This is a genomic window from Paraburkholderia solisilvae, assembly GCF_902859875.1.
GTDB lineage: Bacteria > Pseudomonadota > Gammaproteobacteria > Burkholderiales > Burkholderiaceae > Paraburkholderia > Paraburkholderia solisilvae.
Map to the genome: position 1 here is coordinate 14,643 of NZ_CADIKF010000062.1, position 25,180 is coordinate 39,822.

Consider the following 25,180-nt stretch of genomic DNA (forward strand, 5'->3'; position numbering starts at 1 on the left):
CGGACGCGTATCCCGGCATACCGCACGATCCACGCGGCATAGGGGTGCGGCGCGGGTGTCGGGTCACCCTTGCGAGGGTACCGCACACAGCGCGATGCATCGTGAGTATAGGAGCAGTGCGCGGGAGGAGTACGCGGGGTGAGGGCGGCATGAACGGACTTGCGGATGTCGTGCTGGTCGTGCACGCGGCGATCGTGCTGTTTATCGTCGGCGGGATGGCGGCGATCTGGCTCGGTGCGCTGCTCGGCTGGCGCTGGGTGCATAGCCGCGCGTTTCGCGGTGTGCATCTTGCGGCAATCGGCATCGTCGCGCTGCTCGCGCTGCTGGGCATCGCATGCCCGCTGACCGTGCTGGAAGATTGGCTGCGGCACGACGCAGGCGCGACGCAAGGTTTCGTGCAGCGCTGGGTCGGCCGCGTGCTGTACTACGAATGGCCCGCGTGGGTATTCACGCTGGCGTATCTCGTGTTTGCCGCGCTGGTCGGGCTGACCTGGCGGCTCGTTCCCCCCGGCCCGCATGACCGGCGCGAGTGCAGCGGCCACGGCGACCATAGCGATCGCCGCGATCGGTCCCGCTGAGCGAGCGGGAACGCGATGTGCAACACAGCGTCGGCGGATGCGTTTTCTCGATGCACCGCGATGTTTTTCCGGAGATCGTCATGAAATCTGAAGGTGGCAACGACAACCTGCGTGCTTTCGTGCAGACCGCGGAGCGTACGGGCGGCTTCGTCTGGGTGATCACGCTGGTCGATTTCGATGCGAAGAACGTGCGACGTTCGCTGGTTTCCGACGATACGTTCAGCACCGCGGCGGCCGCGAAAGATGCCGGCGACGCGCGTCTGGCCGGGATGAGCGCGGACCGCTGACGCAGCGTGCGCGCGCCCCCGGACGCGCGTCGCATCGAACACGGCGCGATTTTCGCTCGCGTGAGCGCTTATGCCTGGAAGCGGGCCGACTGCCTGCGTCTCGTGCTGAGCAGTTCGAGTGCTTCGTTTGCGCGCATCCGGGTGCCGCGGATATGGCGCGCGTCGAGCACCAGCACCTCGAACAGCGCGCGATCGTCTTCGGCGGCGCGCTGATAACCCGTCGCGGTTTCGAGCAGCAAGGCCAGCATGGTCTGCTGACTGCGACGCGCGTCGGCCGCGACGGGCGATGCGCGAAGAATCGTCGCGGCGATGGCGACGAGGGTGCGGAACTGGTTCACCGTCTGATTGCAGTATTCGAATGCGGACAGCGCGGCTGCCGGATAGCCGGCGTTCTCGTGTCTTGCGAGACCTGCATGATCGCGCCGAGGACGTCTTCCAGATGTTGCACGCGGCTTGATCGCGAAGCGGCCGACGCCCCGGTGAGCGGTATGTTCGTTATGGTGCGCGTTGAGCGTAGAGGGGTCGCTCGTGCTGCTTGCTTCGTTATGCTTGCTTTGACCGTCAAGCGCTTGGAATCGGATTTTGTTGTCGGGCATGTCGCGTCCTTCCACATTCAATGAAGACCCGCAACCTTCGGACGTCGCGTCGGACGAAGGCGAGCGGGCGCAATGACGAGGTTAGCAGACCGGCCCTGAAAACCATAAACCGGCAGACCCGAAGGTCTCCTCGTCACGGCCCGCCCATTGAAGAAGAGCGAAACAACGGCGGCAGAACCGCGTGCGAGCGGCTGCGCACGACTCGCTTGCGCAGGCCTGTTGATTTTCAGGGAATCAGGCTGCTAAGCCATAGCCGTCGTTGTCTTGACGGCACGTGGAGTATAGGGCGGTGCGGGACGCAATGGATCAACCGCCCAGGCGATGTTCAGTAAAACGATGCGATGGGTCCGCAGCCGCTTTTGCAACCGGTTCGCGTCGCGCACGGTACACATACACCACCTCTAGCCATTCAGCAGCCCCTTCCCCGCGCTCACATAGTGCCGCGGATGCACCGCCGCATGTTGCGCGGCGACATGCAGATCGCGCAGACGGCGCTGCAGTGGCGAACCATCGTAAATCGCCGCGCCGCCACCCAGCGCAAAGCATGCATCGGCCACGCGCACGCAAGTATTGGCCACCCAAACGGCGCTTTGGGTCGCCTGCGTATAAAGCGCGTCGTCCTTGAGCGTGCCTTCCAGCGCGCGCTGCCATAAGATCCGCACCTGCGCTTCATGCAGTGCGCGCGCAGCACGCAGCTCCGCTTCGACACGTCCAATTTCACACTGAAAAATTTCTGAATCGCGCATGGTCGTTGCGACTCGAAACTGCTGGTGGCCGGCCTTCGCGAGCGCGACGATCGCATCGAGCGCGCCCTCGGCCATGCCGACCATCATCGCCGATCCCATCGGCGCAAGCAGATGCGGTACCGTCTGGAAGAGCGGCCCGGCCACGCACGATTCGCCATTGAAGTGATCGAACAGGTGGTTCGCGGGCACCAGCGCGTCGGTGAGCGAAATATGATGGCTGCCTGTGCCTTCGAGCCCCGCGACGTGCCACGTGTCCTCGATGCGCCAGGCGCCCGCCGGCAGCATCATGCCGCGCATCAGCGGCGGCCCGCCCGCGCCGTTGCGCTCGCTGACCGGCTTGCCGTGCGCGGTCACGATGCCGGTGCTGAACATCCAGTCCGCGTGCATGCAACCGCTCGCGAATGCCCATCGTCCGGTGGCACGCCAGCCATCCGGCGTTTCTTCGAGCGTGCCGGTCGGCTGCACTGCGCCCGCCAGGATCACATCCGGTCCGTCGCGATACATCTCGTCGTATACATCGCGCGGCAAGCGCGTCGCGAACAGCGGCGCGGTCGAGCCGATGCCGGCGAGCCAGCCAATCGAGCTATCGATCCGGCTGAGCGCGGTCACCACCTGCATCGCGCTCGCGATGTCGAGTTCCAGGCCGCCGTGGCTGCGCGGCACATACATGCGAAACACGCCGATCGAACGCAGCGCTTGCACGAGATCGTCGGGCAGGCGCCTTGCCGCCTCGATCTCTGCGGCGCGCGCCTTGATGCTGGATGAAAGGTCGTGGACGTCGGACAGCATGCGTTGCACAACATCGTTCATCGGGTGCTCCTCGTGGTGGTTTCGTCTCTCAAGAACATGCGCCGGGTCGCCGCTATTCCGCAACCGGAAAGTTGATCGATCTTTTATTCGCCCTTCCTGGGGAATTAGTCGCACGCGAAAACGTCTTGATGGGTATCGGCCCGAAATGGAGTAAGGAACAACGATGAATCAGCGAATGAAAGCCAACCAGTCGCCGGCGCTCGACGATCTGTCGTCGCGCGTGCCGTCGACTCTGCCGACATCGAGCGGACTGTATTGGGGCGGCAAGTGGCACACGCCGTCCGCAGCGGCTACGCTCACCTGCATCAACCCGTCCACCGGCAAGCCGCTGCGCGACGTGCTGTGCGGCGGCGCGAGCGAAGTATCGGCGGCGGTCGGCGCCGCGCGCGACGCACGCCGCGTATGGGCGCGCACGCCGCCGCTCGAACGCGCGCGCTGTCTGCGCGAAGCCGCGCAGCGGGTACGCGAGCATGCGCAGGAACTGGCGCTGATCGATGCGGCCAGTTGCGGCAATCCGGTGAACGCCATGACGCGCGACGCCGAGGTCGCCGCGACACAGCTCGAATACTTCGCGGGCCTCGTGCTCGAAATCAAAGGCGAGACGATCCCGACAGCGAACGGCTCGTTGAATTACACAGTGCGCGAACCGCTCGGCGTGGTCGCGCGCATCTATCCTTTCAACCATCCGTTCATGTTCGCCGCGGGGAAGATCGCGGCGCCGCTCGCGGCGGGCAATACGGTCGTCGCGAAGCCGCCCGAGCAGGCGCCGCTCTCGACCATCCGCCTGATGGAACTGCTCGAAGACGTCTTTCCGCCGGGCGTGCTCAACTGCGTGGTGGGCGGCCGCGACGCGGGCGCGGCGCTCGCGAGCCATCCGCAGGTCGATGCGATCGGCCTGATCGGCAGCGTGCAGGCCGGCAAGGCGGTGCTGCACGCGGCGGCCGACACGATGAAACACACGCTGCTCGAGCTCGGCGGCAAGAACGCGATGATCGTCTATCCGGACGCGGATTTCGACAAGGCGGTGGCCGGTGCGATCAAGGGGATGAACTTCGCGTGGTGCGGCCAGTCATGCGGTTCGACGAGCCGGCTCTTCGTGCACGACTCGATTCACGACCGCTTCGTCGATGCGCTGACGAAGCTGCTGCCGACGCTCTATCGCCCGGGTATCGCGACCGACATGCGCACGACGATGGGCGCGCTGGTGAACCGCACGCAGTACGAGCGGACCTTGCACTATATCGACAAGGCGCGCGAGCAGCGCGCGACGCTTGCGCTCGGCGGCAGGCATCCTGCCGATCCCGCGCTCGCGGACGGCTTCTTTGTCGAGCCGACCGTGTTTGTCGACGTGCAGCCTGATATGGCGATTGCCCGCGATGAAATCTTCGGCCCGGTGCTGTCGGTATTTCGCTGGCGCGACGAAAACGAGATGCTCGAGACAGTCAACGGTCTCGACGTCGGGCTGACCGGTTCCGTGTGGACGCAGGGCCTCGATACCGCGCACCGCGTCGCGGCGGCGCTCGAATCGGGATACGTGTGGATCAACGACACATCGACGCATGTGCCTGGCGCGCCGTTCGGCGGCTACAAGCAATCGGGCCAGGGCCGCGAGGAATCGAAGGACGAGCTGCTCGAATTCACGAGGCTGAAGAACGTGAACGTGATGCTGGGAGGCTGAACGAAAGCCGGCGGCCGCCCGTCTCCGCTGAAGGGCAAGGCAGCGGCTTTTAGCGTGATGATCGAACGATCTGATGAAACCGCTTGAAACCGCTTTAAAGGCAAATTGAAATAATTATGTTGGCTCTTTAAAAGCTTTGTCGCATGCTGGCAAAGAAAACTTCACACAAGAAAAAAGCGCGGCCTGAGCCGCGCGAATGCGTGGATTCCGCTGTCTACGGATTCCGTGAAGCGAGTGCACTCTAGCCCGGCCAGTATCTTTCGGCTATTCGAGTTGCGAAATTACCTATTCTATTTTCCGCAATGATCCTCCAAACCGACATTTGAGGATTGTTGCGGATGTCCGTTTACGCCTGGTCGACCCGAATCATTCGTGAAAACGACCCGGATTGTTTCTATTTTTATCTACCTGTATTGCCGATTGAGGAATAGTGCTCGATTCGCACGTGTCGCGCATTCGAGACGCGTCTTTTTGCCATTTTTTACATTAATTCTTTGCACGAGTAGTCTCCGCTTCGCGTCCACTTAACTACAAGCGCAAGGAGCAATAATGAAACGCACGACCTCCCTCTCGGTCATCTCGCTGGCGATGCTAGGAGCCGCCGGCGCTGCGCACGCGCAAACCAGCGTCACCCTCTACGGTACGATCGATACGTCGATCACTTACGTGAACCGCGCACAAGGCAGCTCGAACCTGTGGGCGCTTGGCAACTCCAGCGCCGGCAACCTGTCGGGTACGCGCTTTGGCGTCAAGGGCAGCGAAGATCTGGGCGGCGGTCTCGCGGCGATCTTCCAGTTGGAAAACGGCTTCAATCCGTCGACCGGCCAGTTGGGCCAGGGCAGCCGTCTGTTCGGCCGCCAGGCGTATGTCGGCGTGACGAGCACGCAGTTCGGCGCGGTCACGCTCGGCCGCCAGTACGACCCGCTGATCGACCTCGTACAAGGCATTACGGAAGACAACTACTTCGGCAGCGCGTTCGCAACCGCGGGCGACGTCGATAACTACGACAACAGCTTCCGCGTGAACAACGCGGTCAAGTACGCATCGCCGGTCTGGTCGGGCTTCCAGTTCGAAACGATGTACGCGTTCGGCGGCGTCGCCGGCTCGACCGGCTCGGAGCAGTCGTATGCCGTGGCAGCCGCGTACAACACCGGCCCGCTGTCGTTGGCAGCCGGCTACTTCTACGCAGCGAACAGCCAGGCAACGGCCGCCGACCGCGATGGGTTCCTGAGCACGTCGGACGGCACGTTCGACGGCCCGATCAACGCCGGCTACGCGACGGCGCACTCGCTCGCGATCGCACGTGTGGCAGGTCAATACGTGTTCGGTACGTTTACGTTCGGCGCGGCGTATAGCAACGCGCAATATCGCCGCGACGATGCATCGGTGTTCGGCGAGAACGAGAAGTACAACACGGGCCAGGGCTTCCTCAACTGGCAGGCCACGCCGGCCATGTTGCTGGGCGTCGGCTATAGCTACACGAAGTCGACCGGCGATTCTTCGGCGACTTACCATCAGGTGTCGATCGGCGCGGACTATTCGCTGTCCAAGCGCACGGACGTGTACATGACCGCCGCTTACCAGCACGCAACCGGCGACACCGGCGATGGCGCCGGCGGCCTGATGCCGGCACAAGCGTCGATCGGTTCGTACGGCTACGCAGGCACCGCGTCGCAGACGATGGTCAACCTCGGTTTGCGCCACAAGTTCTAAGCAACGCCTAAAGCAAGGTTCGACGCCACTCGGCGGACCGGATGGTTCGCCGCGGGCTGACGAAGCGGGCGGGCTGCCTTCACGGGCGGTCCGCCCGCTTTTTCATGGGCGCGACGTGCGCTCATTGGCGTGCGCGCGATGCCGGTAGAATGTCGCATCAGGTGAATCAAAGCGGCTCAAAACGGCTCAATCCGGTCAAGTGCGAGGTGCGCGATGCGAACGATCAAGATTCAGCAGTTCACCGAAGAAGACGAGGAATTTTTCGAGCTCGGCGACGAAACCGAGGTGATGGTCACCGACGATGAATGGCGGCTGCTCGAAGAGGCGCAGGACGTGATCTGGATCGACCGGCTCGGCGGGTTTTACGCGCTCGTCGGATAAGGTTGGCATCATCGCGCGGCCCGGCGCAGCGACGCGCGCGACCTGGCGATAAAAACGACGGGGCGGCTCCATGAGCCGCCCCGTTTCATTTGCCGCATGCGACGTGCTGCGTCGCACGCTGCATCCCGCGCTTTTCAGTGCCGGTCGATCGAGTAGCGCCCCGGTCCCGTCACGACCAGCAACAGCAACCCGCCGATGATGCTGATGTTCTTGTAGAAGTTGATCATGTTCACATACTGCTCCATGCCGGTCTGCGTCCAGAAGTGGTGGCCGATCAGCGCGGTGCCGAGCGTATAGAGCGCAAGCAACAACGCGAGCGGCCGCGTGAACACGCCGACGGCAAGCGCGATGCCGACCCCCAGTTCCATCACGACAGCGATGGTTGCCGCCACCGCGGGAACCGGCGCGCCGGTCGTGGCCATATACGCCTCGGCGGCGGAAAAGCCCGTCAGCTTGCTCCAGCCGAACACCACGAACAGCACCATCATCAGTACGCGAGCGACGAGCAGGATGGCATCGCGGCGTTGGTCGATCAGGGTTTGCATGATTCTTTCCTTTTTATAAGAGCCAGTTGTTCAGGATCGCGGCGCCGTCGCTCACGACCACAGTTCCGATACTTCGTTGTCGCGCAGATCGAACACGAGTACTTCCGCGTCGTCGCCTTCGCTGAAGCTCAGCGCGCGTTCGCCGCGAATCCGCGCGCCGTCGCCTTCGACGAGCCGTACGCCGTTCACCGTCACCGCACCGCGTGCGACATGCACGTAGGCGTACCGGTTGGCGTCGAGCTCGACGCTTGCCTGTTCCGCGCCGTTGAAAAGGCCCGCATAGACGCGCGTGTCCTGACGCAGTTCCAGCGATCCGTCGGCGCCTTCCGGCGACAGCACGAGCCGCAGCTTGCCGCGCTTTTCTTCCGCGCCGAAGTGCTGCTGCAGATAACGCGGCGTCGCGTTTTTCACCGACGGTGCGATCCAGATCTGCAGAAAGTGCACCGGCTCGTTCGCCGAATGGTTGTACTCGCTGTGCGCGACGCCGGTCCCGGCGCTCATCAGTTGCACGTCGCCCGGCACGATCACCGAGCCGGTGCCCATCGAGTCCTTGTGTTCGAGCGCGCCTTCCAGCACGTACGAAAAGATTTCCATGTCGCGGTGCGGATGCTTGCCGAAACCGCGGCCCGGCGCGACGCGGTCGTCGTTGATCACGAGCAGGTCGGAGAAGCCGATTTGCTGCGGGTCGTAGTAATTCGCGAACGAAAACGTATGACGCGAGCTGAGCCAGCCGTGCTCGGCGCGGCCGCGTTCGTTGGCATGTCTGATTTCAATCATGTTGATCTCCGTGAGAAGGTCCACTTCGACTTGGGCGTCGTTGCCCTGACGCGTTGATCGAATTTTAGGTCAATTCATGAGGCTATAATCGTGCTGAAACGGGATTGACTGTCCTGTTTGAGTTGTCAATGAGTTGACAATAAAACCCGGACATGGAGCGGCGGCCGCGATGCAACTCGATGATTTAAAGATCTTTGTCACGACAGTCGACGCGCGCAATTTCACGGCCGCGGCGGACCGCCTGCAGCTGTCGAAGCAGTTCGTCAGCCGCCGCGTGATGGCGCTCGAAGCGAGCCTCGGCGTGCGCCTGCTGGTGCGCAACACGCGCAAGCTCGCGGTCACCGACCTCGGCTACGAGTTCTACGAGCGGGCGAGCCGCATCCTCGCCGACGTGGCCGACGCGGAGCAGGCGATGTCGTCGCAGCGCGCGCATCCGCGCGGGCTGCTGCGCGTGAGCGCGCCGCTGTCGTTCGGCGTGGTGCATCTGTCGCCGCTCGTCGGCGCGTTTCTGAGCTCGAACCCGGAAGTGCGCATCGACATCGAACTGAGCGACCGCGTGGTCGATGTGGTCGGCGAGGAGTACGACATGGCGTTGCGCATCGGCACGCTGGCCGATTCGACGCTGATCGCACAGAAGCTCGCGGAATTCCGCATGATCGCGTGCTGCAGCCCCGTGTATCGCAGCACCCGGCGGCTCCCGATGACGCCCGCGGAACTCGCGGGTCATCCGTGCCTGCTCTACGGCGAGGAAGCGCGCACCGGCTGGGCGTTCGATATCGACGGGGCCGTGCGCCAGATCGAAGTGCACGGGCCGCTGCGGGCAAACAACGGAGAAGTGATTCGCGACGCGGCGATTGCCGGCATCGGCGTCGCGCTGTTGCCGGAATTTATCGTCGCCGGTGCGCTGGCGAGCGGGCAGCTCGTCGCGTTGCTCGAATCGTTCGCGGCGCCGCCGATCACGCTTCATGCGGTCTATCCGCAACACCGGCAAAGCTCGGTGACGATACGCGCGTTCACGCAGTTCCTGCGCGAGCAGTTTGCGACTGCGCTGGCTGCCTGACGGCCGGTCGCATGCGGCGAGGGCGCGCGCGGCCCGCGCTCGGCCGGGCAAACACGCGCTGCATGAGCCGCTGCGCATCGTGCATCGCGACAAGCCCTCGTTTTCGCCGACGCCTCGCTTTCCCAAATGCTATAGCCACACAGCGACGAATTCCCGGATAATGCGCGTACCTTTGCGCGGGGGACGACCGAACGGCACGGCGCACGCCATGCCGCCGACGCGGGGAATATGCGTTTTTCCTATACAAATCAAGAGGGACAATCGTGGAACCAACAGATCGGGCCGGCTGCTCCTGGCGCTGGCTTATTTTGCTGATCCCCTATATCGCGTTGTTGTGGTTGCCGTTCTATAACGACACGCGTCCATCATTCGCCGGATTTCCGTTCTTTTACTGGTATCAGTTCCTGTGGGTTCCGCTCACGTCGTTGCTGATCTACGTCGTGTATCGAGGTATCCGATGAGCGATCTGAATCCTGTCAATCCGGTCGCCATGACCGTCTTCGTCGCCTTTTTCCTGCTCGTCACGGTGGTCGGCTTTCTCGCTGCGCGCTGGAAGCGGGGCGATCTCACGCAACTGCATGAATGGGGTCTCGGCGGCCGCCAGTTCGGCACGATCATTTCGTGGTTCCTCGTCGGCGGCGACTTCTATACCGCGTACACGGTGATCGCGGTGCCGGCGCTGGTCTATTCGGTCGGCGCATACGGCTTCTTCGCACTGCCGTACACCATCATCGTGTATCCGTTCGTGTTCGCGGTGATGCCGAAGCTGTGGAAAATCGCGCACGCGAAGAATCACATCACCGCGGCGGACTACGTGCACGGCGAGTACGGCGGCAAGTGGTTCCCGGCGGCGGTCGCGGTGACCGGCATCGTCGCGACGATGCCGTATATCGCGCTGCAACTGGTCGGCATGCAGGTGGTGATCAAGGGCCTCGGCGTGTCCGGCGAACTGCCGCTCGTCATCGCGTTCGTGATCCTCGCGCTGTACACGTACACGAGCGGCCTGCGCGCGCCGGCGATGATCGCGTTCGTCAAGGACATCATGATCTACATCGTCGTGATCGCGGCGGTGTGGCTGATTCCGGTGAAGCTCGGCGGCTACGCGCACGTGTTCGACGCGGCCGACCAGTACTTCAAGGCGAAGGGCGGCGCGACCGGCATCATCCTGAAGCCGACGCAGTTCACCGCGTATGCGTCGCTCGCGCTCGGCTCGGCGCTCGCGGCGTTCATGTATCCGCATACGATGACCGCGGTGCTGTCGTCGTCGTCGCCGCAGACGGTGCGCAAGAACGCGATTTTCCTGCCCGCGTACACGCTGCTGCTCGGCCTGATCGCGCTGCTCGGCTATATGGCGATTGCTGCGGGCATCCACGTGAAGTCCGCCTCCGACGTCGTGCCGACCCTGTTCGGCACGCTGTTCCCGTCGTGGTTCGTCGGCTTCGCCGCGGCCGCGATTGCGATCAGCGCGCTGGTGCCGGCCGCGATCATGTCGATCGGCGCCGCGAACCTGTTCACGCGCAACCTGTGGCGTCCGCTGGTTTCGCCGAATATGGCGCCGGCGCAGGAAGCGTCGACCGCGAAGTTCGTTTCGCTGGTCGTGAAGTTCGGCGCGCTGCTGTTCATCGTGTTTCTGCCGACCCAGTACGCGATCGACCTGCAACTGCTCGGCGGCGTGTGGATTCTGCAGATCTTCCCGGCCATCGTCTTCTCGCTGTACACGCGGCGCCTGAATACGCCGGGACTGTTCCTCGGCTGGCTGGTGGGCATTGTGATCGGCACGGGCCTCGCGATCGAGCAGGGACTCAAACCGGTGTTCACGCTGCATGTCGGCGACGCGAGCTGGCCGCTTTATATCGGCCTGATCGCGCTGGCGGCGAATATCGTCGTGACGTTTGTCGTATCGGTGCTGACGCCGAGGCGCGCCGCGCTTGGCGCGAGCGCGTAAGCGCACGTCGCTGCGCGCCGGCTGATTCCGCTCAGCCGGCGCGTTGATGCGCGTTTGTGAAGCTGGTCTGTGAAGCTGGTCTATGAAGCAGGTCTGTGGAGCAGGTTCGTGAAGCACGCCTGAAATGCACGTTTGAACAGCAGCCGCCTTCATGAAGTGCTCTTCAAAGAAGTTGGATCGATGTCCAACTCCCGGCCGGGGCACTTCATGAAGTCGGCTGCTGGCGTTTTGACGTCCGCGGTTTGGTACGATGCAGCCTTTTCCGCCGACGGTAAGCCCGCGTGAAACGATCTATCGCGCCGTTCGTCCGCCATGTCGTCGCGACGACGGGCGCCTTCCTCAAGCCCTACGCGTCCCGCGCGTTGGAGCGCGTGCGCCATCCGACGCGGCGCGGCATCGCATGGACGATCGCCGCCGTGCCCGCGCTGATCGTGCTGTACGTGCTGCTGCTGATCCCGTTCACGCCGGGCATCGGCGATATCCGCAAGGCGAAAGTCGAACAGCCGGCCCAGGTGCTGTCCGCGGACGGCAAGCTGCTCGCGACCTTCAAGCCGTCGAACCGCGAGTGGGTCAAGCTGTCCGATATTTCGCCACACGTGATCGACGCGCTGATTTCGACCGAAGACCATCGCTTCTACGAGCATCACGGCATCGACTGGAAACGCACCGCGTCCGCCGCGCTGCATACGTTTTCCGGCGACCGCCAGGGCGGCTCGACCATCACGCAGCAGCTCGCGCGCAATCTGTATCCGGACGAAATCGGCCGCGCGCCGACGCTCACGCGCAAGATCAAGGAGGCGATCACCGCGTTCAAGATCGAAGCGGTCTATACGAAGAGCGAAATACTCGAAACGTATCTGAATACGGTGCCGTTCCTGTACAACGCGTACGGGATCGAGATGGCCGCGCGCACGTACTTCGACAAATCGGCGCACGACCTGACGGTCATCGAAAGCGCGACGCTGATCGGCATGCTGAAGGGCAATAGCTATTACAACCCGGTGATCAATCCCGACCGGGCACTGCAGCGCCGCAATATCGTGCTCGCGCAGATGGTGAAGTATCAGCGGCTCACGCCCGCGGCGTATCAGGCGCTGCAGCGCCGGCCGCTTGGCGTCGATTTCGAGCGCCAGACCGAACCGCCGGGCCCGGCGCCGCATTTCGCGCAGCAGTTGCGCAAGTGGCTGATCGCGTGGGCCGACGCGCACGACTACAACATCTACTCGGACGGCCTGGTCGTACGCACGACGATCGATTCGCGTCTGCAGACGATGGCGACTCAGGCGCTCGCGTGGCAAGGCAATCAGTTGCAATCGATCGCGAATTCGGTGTGGGGCACACGTAATGCATGCGCCGCGCACAAGGACGTGTTCAACGCATTCGTGCGCGAAACGCCGCAATATCAGGCTGCGAAACAGTCGGGGCTCGCCGACGATGGGGCGCTGAAACAGGTCGAATCGGATCGCTCGCTGATGCAGGCGCTATGCGACGACAAGACGCGTGTGCAAGCCGCGTTCGTCGCGATCGATCCGCGCAACGGCGAGATCAAGGCTTGGGTCGGCAGCCGCGATTTCAGCGACGATCAGTACGACCATGTGCAGCAGGCGCGGCGCCAGCCGGGTTCGACATTCAAGCCGTTCGTCTACGGTGCGGCGTTCGAAAACGGCGCGAAGCCGGACGATACGTTCGTCGATCAGCCGGTCGAAATCACGCTTGCGGGCGGCGAGATCTGGAAGCCGACCGACGATACGCCGCCGAGCGGCCGGCCGGTCACGCTGCGCGACGCGCTCGCGTATTCGAAGAACCGGATCACCGCTCAGTTGATGGAGCAGGTGGGCCCGTCGAAGGTCGCGCGGCTCGCCTACGCGATGGGCGTGCGCGACAGCCGGCTCGATGCGGTGCCGTCGCTCGCGCTCGGCACGAGCCCGGTGACGTTGAAGGAAATGGTGTCCGCGTACAGCACGATCGCCGATCGCGGCGCGTATATTCCGCCGATGTTTGTCACGCAGATCGAAGATCGCACGGGCAATGTGCTTGCGCAATTCCGTCCCGCGCGCGCCGAGCAAACGCTGCCGCCCGCCGCCGCGCAGACGCTGCTCGACGTAATGCGCGACGTGGTCGACCGCGGCACCGGATCGGCCATTCGCACGCGCTTCGGAATTCGCGGCGATGTCGCCGGCAAGACCGGCACGACGCAGGACGACGCGGACGGCTGGTTCATCTTGATGCATCCGCAACTGGTCGCGGGCGCGTGGGTCGGTTTCAACGACAGCCGCATCACGCTGCGCAGCGACTATTGGGGGCAAGGCGCGCACAGCGCGTTGCCGATCGTCGGCGATTTTTTCCAGCGCGCGCTGCGCTCGCGGCTCGTCGATCCGCGCGCGAAGTTCGTCGAAGAGAAACAGACCGGCGTGTTTGACGCGCTGCGCGCGACGTTCGCTGGGTGGTGGGGCCATCTGTTTGGCGGCACGGCGGACAAGTCCGCGCCGCAGAAAGAAGCACCGCGCGCGCCGCGCCGTGCACCTGCCGCACCGGCTGCGCCTACCGTGGCCGCTGCGGCTGCGCCTGGCGCGTCTTCCGCCGAAGCGCGCGATGTCGAGCCGCCGCAGATCGTTACGCCGCCTCACGGCGCTTCGATGCCGCCATTGTTGTCGCCGCCCGGCGGGGCGAGTTCGGCGCAGGGTGCGGCGTCCGCTGGCGGCGCGGCCGCGGCGGGGAGCTTGCCTGCTTCGGCGCCGGCGTCCGCGTCGGGAGTGGGCGGAGCGGCAGGCGGGCAGTCGTCGCTTGATCAGTGGATCAATCAGCAGATGAACGGGACCGGTGCGGGTTCGGCTGCGCCTTTGCCGTCGCCGTCGGGTGCGTCGAGCGGCGCATCGCGCAACGGATCGCGGTAGTGCGCTGCGGTAGCGCGGCGCGGTGATGGGCCGGCCGCAGGCGCGTGCCGCAGCGAGGGGCTGCAGTAGCGGGTTGTAGTAGCGCACCGCAGCGGTGGGCTGCAGCAGTAGACCGCAGGAGCGCGCCGCAGCGGTGGGCCGCGGTAGCCGGGTCGCAGGAGCGCATCGCAGTGGTGGGCTGCAGTAGCGCAAGTCGCAGCAGCGCACCGCAGCGGGGGCCGCAGTAGCATGCCGCCATAGCGCGCCGAAATACAGCGTCACGATCATTGCCCGCGAGCCCGCCACCCGCGGTTTTCAACCGCGCCGGCGAGACTCTCGAACCCGGTCCGTTCACTCGAGCTCGAATCCAGCCCCAGCCTCGAACCCTGCATCGCGCTGGCCGAGCAGACGCATCATCGTCAGCCCATTGCGTTGAGCTGAATCTTCGAAGCAATTGTTGAACACGACATCCGTGCGGTCGACCCGCCGCGCGATTTCGCGAATCGGTATGGTCAGCTGTTCGAGTTCTTCATCGCTGTAGTCGTAGTTGAAACGCCCGGATGCCGCCGTGCTGCCGGACCACGTGTCGGCATTGCGGCCATGCAGGCGCACAATCGCGAGGCGCGGCGACGTGACGTCCCACACCGTATGCGCACGCGTCGTCACATCCGGCGCATCCATCACGACGTGCACGAGTCCCCGCTCGCGCTCGAACGCGAGCGTCGACGCGCGGTGCCGCTCGTCGAACCAGCTCGCGTTGCGAAACTCGAACGCGGTCAGCCACGGCGTCATGCGGTCCGCGCAATGCGCGACGTGCGCCTTGTCGCGCGGCGCGGTCGTGAGCCATGGTGCAAACTGGAACAGCACGGCGCCGAGCTTGCCCGCCGCGCGCAGCGGTTCGAGCGCTTCAAAAAAGCGCCGCCACAGTTCGTCAATGATGTCGGGCGGGATATCGCGGTAGTAGAGATTCTTTTTGCCGGTCTGCGGCAGCGCCTGCTGGATATCCGGCGGAAAGAAGCGCGCTTCCGTCTGATGCCCGGTGAACAGGCGGAACGCCTTCATGTTGAACGTGAAGCCCGGCGGCGTGCGTTGCACCCACAACGCGCTATTGGCCGCGGCCGGCATCGCATAGTACGACGCGTCCACTTCGACCATCGGGAAATGGTCTGCATAGAAACGCAACCGCGCCTCGGCGCTCGTGCAGCCCTTCGGGTAGAAACGGCCGGACTTGATCAGCGTGGCGTCCGTCCATGACGCGGTACCGACTTCGATCGACATGCTGCACTGCTCCATTCGTCCGGTTATCGCTATTGCATCGTACTGCACAGCGTGTGAGCGCGGGTGGGGCGGCACGTGCACAGCGATGGGTAGCCAACGCTGGTCCCGCAACGATTGTTGCTAGAATTCGAGCGCTGACAGGCTATTTCAATGGCTATCCGCTGCACGACAATTAACAAGAACGGAGAAGCGCATGAAGGGCAGCACCATCGCGGAGCGGGAAGCCGCCGGCCGGGCCGCGCGCGAGCATTCGAAACGTTCGAGCCACCGCGCAGTCGGCGAAATCCGCCGCGACCCGCTCGATCTGCTTCGGCATAGCAGCGAAGGCCGTATCAAGCGGCTGATCCCGTTGCGCTACGGCCGCATGGCGGCGTCGCCGCTCGCCTTCTTTCGCGGCAGCGCGCTTCTGCAGGCGCACGATCTGGGCCACGTACCGCACACGCAGCTCGTGCTGCCGATCTGCGGCGATTGCCACCTGCTGAATTTCGGCGGTTTCGCGACGCCCGAGCGGCAGCTCGTGTTCGACGTCAACGATTTCGACGAAGCCGCGCACGGCCCGTTCGAATGGGACCTGAAGCGGCTCGTGGCGAGTTTCGCGGTGACCGCGCGGCAATTGCGTTTCAGCCGCGCCGCCGCGCACGAGGCGGCCATGTCCGCGGTGCTGCAGTATCGCGACCGGATCGCGCAATACGCGCAGTGCGGCACGCTCGAACTATGGTACGAGCGCATCACGTTCGACCGCATGATCGACGCGGCCTTGACGCCCGAAGGCCGCCGCCGCATCCGGCGCGGCATGGAGAAGGCGGCCGGCCGCACGCACGAAAGCATGCTCGAGAAAATCGCCGAACGCGTCGACGACCGCTATGTGATGCGCGACATGCCGCCCGGTCTCTTTCATCTGCACGGTGCGAACACGCTCTTCTCGCCCGAAGACGACTGGTTCCGTATCGGCGACTGGCATAAGCTGATCGACGGTGTCTATGCCGATTATCTGCAGACTTTGCCGCCCGACCGGCGCGAACTGCTCGACCAGTTCAGGATGCAGGATCTCGCGTTCAAGGTGGTGGGCGTCGGCAGTGTCGGCACGCGCTGCCTCGTGCTGCTCGCAACCGATCCGGCCGGCAAGCCGTTGTTCCTGCAACTGAAGGAGGCGCGGCCTTCGGTCGTCGCGCGCTATTTCAAGTCGAAGGAGCCGCGTCATGAAGGCGAGCGCGTCGTGCGCGGGCAGCAGATGCTGCAGGCGGCGAGCGATATGTTCCTCGGCTGGGCGACCGGGCCGGGCGGACGCCCGCTGTATGTGCGGCAATTGCTCGATATGAAGCTGTCGCCGAACATCGAACTGGTCGACGCCGAGCTGCTTGCCGGCTATGCGCGCGTCTGCGGCTGGGCGCTGGCGCGCGCGCATGCGAAGGCAAGCGGCCGGGCAATCGAAATCGCCGCGTATATCGGCCGCAACGATCAGTTCGCCGAGGCGCTGGCGGACTACGCATCCGCTTATGCAGATCAGGTCGAGCGCGACTACGATGTGTTTCTGAAAGCTTGCCGCAGCGGCGCGCTCGAAGCGCGCACCGACGACGATATGGCTGCCGATTTCCGCGTGTAGTTCCGAATGTCGTTTCTCGTTATTGAGACGCGAACCCGCAGTTTCACGGCACACTGTGCCATTTGGCCACAGTACGTGGCATCACTGACGAGGGAGGGGCATATGCTTGCATTTATCGGTACGTTGATCGTTGGTTTGGTGGTCGGCCTGATCGCGCGCGCGATCAAACCCGGCGACGACAAAATGGGCATCATCATGACGATCGTGCTCGGCATCGCGGGCTCGCTGATCGCCGGCTACGTCGGGCGCGCGGCGGGCTGGTACGAGCCGGGACAGGCCGCGGGATGGATCGCATCGGTGATCGGCGCGATCGTGCTGCTCGTGATCTACGGCTTCATTCGCAAGCGGATGTAGCCGCCAACGCCGCACGTGATGCGGGCTGCACGTGCGGCAGCTTCGCGCTGCCGTCGCGCAGCGCCGCATCGCTGCTGCGGCGCTGGTGCGTCGGTGGGTGTGCCGATTGGTGCGCCGGTGGGTGCGCCGTGACTATGCGTCCTCGATGTGCCGCTTATGCATCGTTGCCCGCGAAACTGCGGGCCGCGTGCGATTCGGTCATCATGCAGCCTGGGTGGTGCTCCCGGCCCGACACGCAACGCAACCACCGCACGTGCCGGGGGCGCCGGCTTTCGCAATGCGTTGGGCGTGACCCGCGCGCGTCGCGGCGAGTGGGTGCGCCCGCGGCGCGCGCCCGATATTGCGCGACCGGCATGCATCGCGTGCTCAATCCAGGGAGGGCACAGTGGCTGAACATAGCGCGGACGATGTCCGCGAAGCGCAAATGGCTTTGGACGCACAGGATGCGCGAGGAACCCGGCACACGTCGGTCGGCAAGGTCGCGCTGGTGACCGGCGCCGGCAGCGGCATCGGCCGTGCAACCGCGCGCAAGCTGTTCGTGCACGGCTACAGCGTAGTGCTGACGGGCCGCCGGCAACAGCCGCTCGACGAGTTGGCCGCCGAAGCGCTCGCGAGCGGTTTCGACGCATTCGCGCACGCTTGCGACGTAGCGGACGCGGCCAGCGTCGCGACGCTATTCGATGCGATTCGCCTGCGTTACGGCCGCCTCGACGTGCTGTTCAACAATGCGGGGCGCGGCGCGCCGCCGGTCGAAATCGACGCGCTCGCGCTCGAAGACTGGCAGGCGGTGGTCGATACGAATCTGACCGGCGTGTTCCTCTGCACGCGCGCCGCATTCGCGATGATGAAAGCACAGACGCCGCGCGGCGGACGCATCATCAACAACGGCTCGATCTCCGCGCATGCGCCGCGGCCGTACAGCATCGCGTACACGGCGACCAAGCACGCGATCACCGGGCTCACGAAATCCGTGTCGCTCGACGGCCGTCCTTACGACATCGTGTGCGGCCAGATCGACATCGGCAATGCGATGACCGAGATGGCGGCGCGTATGGCAAACGGTGTGCCGCAGGCAAACGGGCAGATTGCGGCCGAGCCGCTGATGGACGTCGAGCATGTGGCGGACGCGGTATTGCATATGGCGGACCTGCCGCTTTCGGCGAATGTGCAATTCATGACGATCATGGCGAGCAAGATGCCATTCGTCGGACGCGGTTGATGCAGCCCGGTGCGGCCGATGCTTTTCCTGCTGATCGCGCCTGAGGCGCGGTCGCTGCAGAAGACGCCGGCGCTGCGCCCAGCGCGGATCACCGCGCGCAGCGGCCGTGCCGTCGCGCACGGCCTTTGCACGATCCCCGTATACTGATTGCTTCATCCGCTTTCCTATCGCAAGCCGACGTGCGCAAGACCCGACGCGACGACGATTCCGCGGCGCGGGACGATCCGCCGCCCGCGCCGCCTGCACGCCCCGCCCCGGACGACTGCTGCCGCAGCGGTTGCGACCCGTGCGTGTTCGATCTGTACAATGCGGCGCTGGAACGCTATCACGCCGCGCTGGCCGAGTGGAAAGCGCGGCACGGCATACTCGATGACTGAACTCTCCGCCCCGCTGATCGAACCGGCAACGCTGGATGCGCTGCATGACTTCGTCGTGCGTCATCCGCGCCTGTTCGTGTTGACCGGCGCGGGCATCAGCACCGATTCCGGCATTCCTGGCTATCGTGACGAAAATGGGCACTGGAAGCGGTCGCCGCCAATCACGCTGCAGGAGTTTCTCGGCGCGGATGCGTCGCGGCGCCGCTATTGGGCGCGCAGCATGATCGGCTGGCCGGTCGTCGGCGAGGCGCAGCCGAATGCGGCGCACCGCGCGCTCGCGCGGCTCGAGGCAGCCGACCATGTTACGGCGCTCGTCACGCAGAATGTCGACGGCCTGCATCAGCGCGCGGGCAGTGCGAACGTGATCGAATTGCACGGCAGCATCGGCGCGGTGACGTGTCTCGATTGCGGTGCGCAGCATACGCGCGCATCGGTTCAGCGCGTGCTCGAGGCGGAGAACCCCGCGCTGCTGGAAGCGGAGGCGGAACCCGCGGCGGACGGCGATGCCCATCTCGAATTGCATGCGCTGGACACCTTTCGCGTGCCGGCGTGCACGCATTGCGGCGGCCTGCTGAAACCGTCGGTCGTGTTCTTCGGCGAGAGCGTGCCGCGCGAACGCGTCGATAGCGCGGCCCGCGCGCTTGACGCGGCGGATGCGATGCTCGTGGTCGGTTCGTCGTTGATGGTCTATTCGGGTTATCGCTTTTGCGTATGGGCGCAGCAGCGCGGCAAACCGATTGCCGCGATCAATCTTGGCGTGACTCGTGCCGACCCGTTGCTGTCGCTTAAAATCACATCACCGTGCGCCGATACGTTGACCGCGCTTGCCGCGCGCCTCGCGACCGATTGATGCGCGGCACGGCATGCGCAGCGTCGCGCGGCCGCCTCGCCGCAGACGCCGCGCGCTTCGCAGGCACCGCAAGTACGGGAGAACCATCATGTCGATGCTGACGACGATCGAAGCGCTCGAAGCCCTTTACGGCACGCCGCATGAACGCTCGGTGCGCAAGGAAATCACCTACGTCAACGAAGACTATCGCGCGTTTATCGAGCACGCGCCGCTTGTCGTGCTCGCGACGAGCGGCCCGCAAGGGCTCGACTGTTCGCCGCGCGGCGATGCGCCGGGCTTCGTGCGAATCGTCGACGAACGCACGCTCGCGATTCCGGATCGCGTCGGCAACAACCGCATCGACAGCCTGCGCAATATCATTGCGAATCCGTATATCGGGCTGCTGTTTATCGTGCCCGGCGTCGGCGAGACGCTGCGCGTCAACGGCCGCGGCCGCATCAGCGCGGACCGCGCGCTGCTCGACAGTTTCGCGGTCGAAGGCAAGCGGCCCCGCACGGTGCTGTTTGTCGATATCGACGCGGTGTATTACCACTGCTCGAAGGCATTCGCCCGTTCGAAACTGTGGGATCCGTCGCATCATGTCGAGCGTTCTCGCTTGCCGAGTGCGGGCCAGATGCACGGGCGCCTGAACGGCCCGTCGTTCGACGTGGAGGCCTACGAACGCGACCTCGCGGAAAGAATGCGCACGAGCCTCTATTGACCTGACCACCGGCCACGACACCCTTATGACGACTCATTCGAACCCCGACGCACGCGAGCATTCGCCATCGGCGGAGCGCAATCGCGATGCGATCCTCGCTGTGCTGCGGCAGGTGCTGCCGCCAAGCGGCACCGTGCTCGAAATCGCGAGCGGCAGCGGCCAGCATGCGCTTCACTTTGCCGCCGCGTTTCCCGGCCTCGTCTGGCAGCCGAGCGATACCGATGCCGGCGCGCGTGCGTCGATCGTCGCGTGGACCGCGGATGCCGGTCTGACGAATATCCGCCCGCCGCTCGATCTCGACGTGACCCGCCAGCCATGGGGCGTCGACGTCGCGCACGCGATGGTGTGCATCAACATGATTCATATCTCGCCGTGGGCGGCCACCGAGGCGCTGATCGACGGCGCCGCGCGCGTGCTGGGCAGCGGCGCGGTGCTGTATCTGTATGGGCCGTACCGGCGCGGCGGTGTGCATACGGCGCCGAGCAACGAAGCGTTCGACCAGAATTTGCGCGACCGCAATCCCGCCTGGGGCGTGCGCGACATGGAAGCGGTCGTGCAGCTTGCCGATGCGGCGGGCTTCGCCTGCGACGAGCCGATTCCGATGCCGGCGAACAATTTCAGCCTCGTGTTCCGGAAACGCTGATGGCAGCCGTGAGTCTCATGCATCGTGCAGGCTGCGTCGCCGCTGCCGGCAGCGGTAATTCGAGCATCGCGTCGCCATTTCTTTTATTCTTTCATCCTTGACGCCGCGCGGGCCTACCGCAAAGCGGGTTCAGGCGGCATCAGTCACCCGGAAATCTGGAGAACTCACATGGGCAAACAGGCAATCGGCGTAGTGGGGCTGGCGGTCATGGGCCGCAATCTGGCGCTCAACATCGAAAGCCGCGGTCACGCGGTTTCCGTGTTCAACCGGACGCGCGAGAAAACCGACGAACTGATCGCCGAGTTTCCCGATCGCAAACTGGTGCCGGCTTTCACGATGGAAGAATTCGTCGCGTCGCTCGAAAAGCCGCGCCGCATTCTGCTGATGGTCAAGGCCGGCGCGCCGACCGACGCGACCATCGCCGCGCTCCAACCGCTGCTGGAAAAAGGCGACATTCTGATCGACGGCGGCAACACCCATTTCACCGACACGATTCGCCGCAATCAGGAACTCGCGAAAGCGGGGCTGCATTTCATCGGCACGGGCGTGTCGGGTGGCGAGGAAGGCGCGCTGAAAGGCCCGTCGATCATGCCGGGCGGCCAGCGCGACGCGTATGACCTGGTTGCGCCGATCCTCACCGAAATCGCCGCAAAGGCGCCGGACGACGGCGAGCCGTGCGTCGCATACATGGGGCCGGACGGCGCCGGGCATTTCGTGAAAATGGTGCACAACGGCATCGAATACGGCGATATGCAATTGATTGCCGAAAGCTACGCGGTGCTCAAACAGGTGCTCGGCCTCTCGAATGAGGAGCTGGGCGGCGTTTACACCGAGTGGAACAAGGGCGAGCTCGATAGTTATCTGATGGAGATCACGTCGAAGATCTTCAGCAAGAAAGACGACGAAACCGGCAAGGACCTCGTCGATATCATTCTCGATCGCGCCGCGCAAAAAGGCACCGGCAAGTGGACGAGCCAGAATGCGCTGGACCTCGGCGTGCCGCTGCCGCTCATTACGGAGTCGGTGTTCGCGCGCGTGCTGTCGTCGCTGAAGGATCAGCGCGTCGCCGCGAGCAAGGTGCTCGAGGGGCCGGCGGCGAAGCCGTTCAGCGGCGATCGCAACGCCTTTATCGAAGCGGTCCGCCGCGCGTTGTACTTCAGCAAGGTGATTTCGTACGCGCAAGGCTTCGCGCAATTGCGCGCCGCATCCGAAGAGTACAAGTGGAATCTCGACTACGGCACGATCGCGAAAATTTTCCGTGCCGGCTGCATTATCCGTGCGCGTTTCCTGCAGAAGATCACCGACGCGTATACGAAGGACAAGGCGTTGGCTAACCTGCTGCTCGATCCGTACTTTCGCGATATCGCCGCCCATTACCAGGGCGCGCTGCGCGATGTGGTGATTGCGGCGGTTTCCGCGGGCGTACCGGTGCCGACGTTCGCATCGGCTATCGCGTACTTCGACGGTTATCGCTCCGCGCGGCTGCCGGCGAATCTGGTGCAGGCGCAGCGCGATTTCTTCGGCGCGCATACGTTCGAGCGGGTCGACAAGCCGGGGAGTTTCCACGCGAACTGGGCTTAAGCGGCCCGAGTGGGCGCGTTGCGGGTTTTCCCGCCGGCGGCCGGCGGCAGGTTGCGCGTGAAAGCGAAGCGCGCCGTCGTATCTCGCCGACGATCGGGCTAAGCAGTAAGCAGAAGCGGCGGTGCCATTCGGCACCGCTTTTTTTTGCGCTTTCTCCTGCGCGGTTGTTGCATCGCAAAACGTACGGGAAGATGTGCTCCGACTCCTGACGCCTGTTCCGAATCCCGGCATGGCGTCGCGATGCGCTGCGGCGCGATGCGGTGCGGTGTGGCCGGCGCCGGTCGCGCCAGCGTGCGCTAGCGGTTCGTCAAATGCGGCACGCCGTCGTGCGCGGCAAGGTCGAGTTGATGGATCTGCCGGTGCACCTTGTTCAGTTGCGCCTGCGCGGCGACACGCTGCGCTTCCAGTTGCGCCACTTCGCGACGCGTCTGATGCTGGCGGCTCGTCACCGCCTGTTCGTGCGTGGCCGATCGTTGCAACGCCTTGCGCAACTGTTCAACCTGCGCTTCCGATTGCGCGATCATCTTCGTCAGTTGCTCGTTCTGTGCCTCGAGTTGCGCGCGGCGGGTTTGTCCGTCGGCCAGACGCATCGCTTGCAGTTCGAACTGGTGGAAGATGCCTTGTGCCGAATCGAGATCGTTCGCTTTGAGCGCACGCCACGGCGAACCGTCCTGATACAGCGCGACGTAGTACTTCAGTTCCTTCGCATGAAACAGCAAACTCACCGAATAGTCGAACGCGCGAAACACGCGGAACGGCGTAAGCGCGCCTTCTTCGACCATCCATTCGATGTCGGCCGGGTCTGCGAAGTGCGCGACGCGGCCGTTCTGCTGCGATGGCATCGCGGGCATCGGATGCAGTGTGGTAACCGGGCGTACCGCGCGTTCGACGGGAGGCTCGGGCGGCGCGGGCGCCGCTTCCCGCGAGGGTCCGTCGGCGATTGCGGCGAGCGGAGCGGACCTGTCCCGATCGACGCGCACCAGATGCGCGATGCCATCGGTGGTGAGCGTACGGCGCCGGTTCAAAAGAGTCTTCACGGCAGCTCCTCCAGTTTCATGCGGATAGCTAACTATCTTTCTATTGCCGCCACATATGTAGACCTTCCCCGATGATCATGACGGCGTGGGCGGCTAATGCAGCGTGCGCTGCGGGCGCGTAATTTCGTCGAATAGCGCACGGCTCGGCTCGAGCGCGAAGAGCCATGATTCGTCGTAGCCGCTCAACGTATCGAGCGCATCGCGCAGACGTTCGATAGCCAGCGCTGGAATCTCGACCGTTGCTTCGACGCCGCTCGCGAGGCGCGCGACGCTCGCGAGCTGCACGAGCGCATCCGCGGCTTCGGCTACATCGGCTGCGAACACCAGGTGCGTGTTCAACAGTTCGACCAGACTGTGCGACGACGCAACGTCGTCAACGCTGAGCTGCACGGCCAGAAACAGGGCTTTGTTCATGCTCGAACTCCTCATGGACAGGACATCGCGGCTCGCGGCCCCGCTGTGCATGGCGGCAGGTTGATCCAGTATAGGCGAGCAGCGGGTGGAAGCAATGGTCGCACGAATCCGGACAGCACGGTCGGACAACGTTCTTGCGGCCCTATAATGACCTCGACTGCCCGCTTTCATTGTCAGTTCGCCGCCTGTTCGTTTGCCCGCTCATCTGCCTGCTCAAGCCGCGATGAAAATCATTCGGAGCCGCCGTTTTACCGCCGAACGTCCGTGGGGCGCGCTCGATATCGCGAACATGCGCGGTATCGCGACGCGTCTGCACTGGACCGATCAGCCATACAGGTGGCATATCAACGACGGCGAAGAAGTGTTTGCGGTGCTCGACGGGCGCGTCGAGATGCGTTACCGCGAAAGCGGTGTCGAGCATTCGACGGTCCTCGAAACCGGAGACGTGTTTTATGCATCGCCCGGAACTGAGCATGTCGCGCACCCGCTCGGCGAAGCGCGCATTCTGGTCGTTGAATCGGCCGGCAGCGTATAACGGTATCGAGCCCGGCAATCGATCTGCAATGCGAACGATGTGCGTGTGAATGGTTGCGCGAGCATAGGAGCGTTCGCGAAGCGTGCTCGATGCAGGCACTCGCCGTGCTACAGATACCCGCGACGCACGCGTGAAGACCCGCCCGAAGTTCGCGGAGTTCGTGCGCCGCCGCGCGTGACGGCGGCCGTGAAGCAACGGCATAATGGTTTAACAACATTCATTCGGCCCGCGTCGAGGATCGCAAGATGACCGATAAGTGGCACACCGCACATACTCAAGCCTGGATTTACCTTTCGGTTGCGACGATGCTCGCCGCATGCTCATTCACGCCGCCGTGGGACAACACGCCCCCGCCGCCGACCACAATAGGCGCGCGCACGGCGGGCGGCGCCGCATCGAACGGCGTGCCGGCCGGCTTCTATCGTGTGAACCCCGGCGACACGCTGCAAAGCATCGCGGGCGCGTTCGGTCAGCGCCCGCAAGATATCGCGAGCTGGAATGGTTTGATGCCCGGTGCGTCGGTGGCGACCGGGCAGGTGCTGCGCGTTGCGCCGCCGTCGCTTGCACCGGGCGGGGCCGCCGCGTTGCCTGCGCCCGGCG

Annotated in this window: 26 protein-coding genes; 19 read left to right on the forward strand and 7 right to left on the reverse strand. The window is 64.4% G+C overall.

Features of this window, described 5'->3' with window-relative positions; translation table 11 throughout:
* The first annotated feature begins 149 nt into the window (after positions 1-149).
* The gene (locus HV675_RS27650; protein ID WP_175114642.1) at positions 150-578 is read left to right on the forward strand and encodes a DUF2784 domain-containing protein; all 429 of its coding nucleotides are present in this window, start codon (positions 150-152) and stop codon (positions 576-578) included.
* Between the two features lie 80 nt (positions 579-658).
* Positions 659-865, forward strand: a complete 207-nt coding sequence (locus HV675_RS27655; RefSeq protein WP_175114643.1) for a hypothetical protein — start codon at positions 659-661, stop codon at positions 863-865.
* 68 nt (positions 866-933) lie between these two features.
* Here the strand turns inward: HV675_RS27655 and HV675_RS27660 are convergent, their stop codons facing one another.
* Both HV675_RS27660 and HV675_RS27665 read right to left on the reverse strand, forming a co-directional pair.
* Positions 934-1,461, reverse strand: coding sequence for a hypothetical protein (locus tag HV675_RS27660; protein WP_175114644.1), 528 nt, complete (start codon positions 1,459-1,461; stop codon positions 934-936).
* A gap of 401 nt (positions 1,462-1,862) precedes the next feature.
* Complete coding sequence (locus HV675_RS27665) at positions 1,863-3,017, reverse strand: acyl-CoA dehydrogenase family protein (protein ID WP_175114645.1); 1,155 nt, start codon at positions 3,015-3,017, stop codon at positions 1,863-1,865.
* Between the two features lie 163 nt (positions 3,018-3,180).
* Between HV675_RS27665 and HV675_RS27670 the strand changes: the two genes are divergently transcribed.
* The 3 genes from HV675_RS27670 to HV675_RS27680 all read left to right on the forward strand — a co-directional run bounded on the left by HV675_RS27670 (position 3,181) and on the right by HV675_RS27680 (position 6,789).
* The gene (locus tag HV675_RS27670) at positions 3,181-4,695 is read left to right on the forward strand and encodes an aldehyde dehydrogenase family protein (RefSeq protein WP_246270585.1); all 1,515 of its coding nucleotides are present in this window, start codon (positions 3,181-3,183) and stop codon (positions 4,693-4,695) included.
* Positions 4,696-5,244: 549 nt separating this feature from the next.
* Positions 5,245-6,408 (forward strand): porin, encoded by a 1,164-nt coding sequence (locus HV675_RS27675; protein WP_175114646.1) that lies wholly within the window; start codon positions 5,245-5,247, stop codon positions 6,406-6,408.
* Between the two features lie 213 nt (positions 6,409-6,621).
* The gene (locus HV675_RS27680) at positions 6,622-6,789 is read left to right on the forward strand and encodes a hypothetical protein (protein WP_175114647.1); all 168 of its coding nucleotides are present in this window, start codon (positions 6,622-6,624) and stop codon (positions 6,787-6,789) included.
* Between the two features lie 134 nt (positions 6,790-6,923).
* Here the strand turns inward: HV675_RS27680 and HV675_RS27685 are convergent, their stop codons facing one another.
* Together HV675_RS27685 and HV675_RS27690 are read right to left on the reverse strand one after the other, a co-directional pair.
* Positions 6,924-7,334: a DoxX family protein gene (locus tag HV675_RS27685; RefSeq protein ID WP_175114648.1), complete on the reverse strand. Its 411-nt coding sequence runs from the start codon at positions 7,332-7,334 to the stop codon at positions 6,924-6,926.
* Between the two features lie 51 nt (positions 7,335-7,385).
* Positions 7,386-8,111 carry a pirin family protein gene (locus HV675_RS27690; RefSeq protein ID WP_175114649.1) on the reverse strand — a complete coding sequence of 242 codons (726 nt, stop codon included), beginning with the start codon at positions 8,109-8,111 and terminating at the stop codon, positions 7,386-7,388.
* A gap of 169 nt (positions 8,112-8,280) precedes the next feature.
* On the opposite strand from HV675_RS27690, the gene HV675_RS27695 reads away from it, so the two are divergent.
* The 4 genes from HV675_RS27695 (at position 8,281) to HV675_RS27710 (ending at position 14,010) form a co-directional block, all read left to right on the forward strand.
* On the forward strand, positions 8,281-9,171 hold the full coding sequence (locus HV675_RS27695; RefSeq protein ID WP_175114650.1) for a LysR family transcriptional regulator: 891 nt from the start codon (positions 8,281-8,283) through the stop codon (positions 9,169-9,171).
* 263 nt (positions 9,172-9,434) lie between these two features.
* Positions 9,435-9,632 (forward strand): DUF3311 domain-containing protein, encoded by a 198-nt coding sequence (locus HV675_RS27700; protein WP_175114651.1) that lies wholly within the window; start codon positions 9,435-9,437, stop codon positions 9,630-9,632.
* Positions 9,629-11,116: a monocarboxylate uptake permease MctP gene (gene mctP / locus HV675_RS27705; protein ID WP_175114652.1), complete on the forward strand. Its 1,488-nt coding sequence runs from the start codon at positions 9,629-9,631 to the stop codon at positions 11,114-11,116. The genes HV675_RS27700 and mctP overlap by 4 nt, the downstream gene beginning before the upstream one ends.
* 293 nt (positions 11,117-11,409) lie before the next feature.
* On the forward strand, positions 11,410-14,010 hold the full coding sequence (locus HV675_RS27710; protein ID WP_377700612.1) for a penicillin-binding protein 1A: 2,601 nt from the start codon (positions 11,410-11,412) through the stop codon (positions 14,008-14,010).
* Between the two features lie 330 nt (positions 14,011-14,340).
* Here the strand turns inward: HV675_RS27710 and HV675_RS27715 are convergent, their stop codons facing one another.
* Entirely contained in the window at positions 14,341-15,267 is a 927-nt protein-coding gene (locus HV675_RS27715) for a DUF72 domain-containing protein (RefSeq protein WP_175114654.1), read from the reverse strand.
* A 193-nt stretch (positions 15,268-15,460) separates the two neighbouring features.
* On the opposite strand from HV675_RS27715, the gene HV675_RS27720 reads away from it, so the two are divergent.
* The 8 genes from HV675_RS27720 (at position 15,461) to gndA (ending at position 22,594) form a co-directional block, all read left to right on the forward strand.
* Positions 15,461-16,870, forward strand: a complete 1,410-nt coding sequence (locus HV675_RS27720; RefSeq protein ID WP_175114655.1) for a DUF2252 domain-containing protein — start codon at positions 15,461-15,463, stop codon at positions 16,868-16,870.
* Between the two features lie 102 nt (positions 16,871-16,972).
* Positions 16,973-17,224 (forward strand): GlsB/YeaQ/YmgE family stress response membrane protein, encoded by a 252-nt coding sequence (locus HV675_RS27725; protein WP_175114656.1) that lies wholly within the window; start codon positions 16,973-16,975, stop codon positions 17,222-17,224.
* 424 nt (positions 17,225-17,648) lie between these two features.
* Positions 17,649-18,443, forward strand: a complete 795-nt coding sequence (locus tag HV675_RS27730) for an SDR family oxidoreductase (RefSeq protein ID WP_175114657.1) — start codon at positions 17,649-17,651, stop codon at positions 18,441-18,443.
* Positions 18,444-18,622: 179 nt separating this feature from the next.
* Positions 18,623-18,820 carry an oxidoreductase-like domain-containing protein gene (locus HV675_RS27735; RefSeq protein ID WP_175114658.1) on the forward strand — a complete coding sequence of 66 codons (198 nt, stop codon included), beginning with the start codon at positions 18,623-18,625 and terminating at the stop codon, positions 18,818-18,820.
* The gene (locus tag HV675_RS27740; protein WP_175114659.1) at positions 18,813-19,670 is read left to right on the forward strand and encodes an NAD-dependent protein deacetylase; all 858 of its coding nucleotides are present in this window, start codon (positions 18,813-18,815) and stop codon (positions 19,668-19,670) included. The genes HV675_RS27735 and HV675_RS27740 overlap by 8 nt, the downstream gene beginning before the upstream one ends.
* A gap of 94 nt (positions 19,671-19,764) precedes the next feature.
* Positions 19,765-20,370, forward strand: a complete 606-nt coding sequence (locus HV675_RS27745) for a pyridoxamine 5'-phosphate oxidase family protein (protein WP_175114669.1) — start codon at positions 19,765-19,767, stop codon at positions 20,368-20,370.
* Positions 20,371-20,395: 25 nt separating this feature from the next.
* Positions 20,396-21,013, forward strand: coding sequence for a DUF938 domain-containing protein (locus HV675_RS27750; RefSeq protein ID WP_175114660.1), 618 nt, complete (start codon positions 20,396-20,398; stop codon positions 21,011-21,013).
* 168 nt (positions 21,014-21,181) lie between these two features.
* Entirely contained in the window at positions 21,182-22,594 is a 1,413-nt protein-coding gene (gene gndA / locus HV675_RS27755) for an NADP-dependent phosphogluconate dehydrogenase (protein WP_175114661.1), read from the forward strand.
* A gap of 296 nt (positions 22,595-22,890) precedes the next feature.
* On the opposite strand, the gene HV675_RS27760 is transcribed toward gndA, so the two are convergent.
* Positions 22,891-23,631 (reverse strand): DUF2968 domain-containing protein, encoded by a 741-nt coding sequence (locus HV675_RS27760; protein WP_175114662.1) that lies wholly within the window; start codon positions 23,629-23,631, stop codon positions 22,891-22,893.
* A 93-nt stretch (positions 23,632-23,724) separates the two neighbouring features.
* The gene (locus HV675_RS27765) at positions 23,725-24,045 is read right to left on the reverse strand and encodes a hypothetical protein (RefSeq protein WP_175114663.1); all 321 of its coding nucleotides are present in this window, start codon (positions 24,043-24,045) and stop codon (positions 23,725-23,727) included.
* Between the two features lie 223 nt (positions 24,046-24,268).
* On the opposite strand from HV675_RS27765, the gene HV675_RS27770 reads away from it, so the two are divergent.
* Together HV675_RS27770 and HV675_RS27775 are read left to right on the forward strand one after the other, a co-directional pair.
* Positions 24,269-24,580 (forward strand): cupin domain-containing protein, encoded by a 312-nt coding sequence (locus tag HV675_RS27770; protein WP_175114664.1) that lies wholly within the window; start codon positions 24,269-24,271, stop codon positions 24,578-24,580.
* A 245-nt stretch (positions 24,581-24,825) separates the two neighbouring features.
* Positions 24,826-25,180: LysM peptidoglycan-binding domain-containing protein (locus HV675_RS27775; protein WP_175114665.1), on the forward strand; the 355-nt coding region annotated here is incomplete at its 3' end.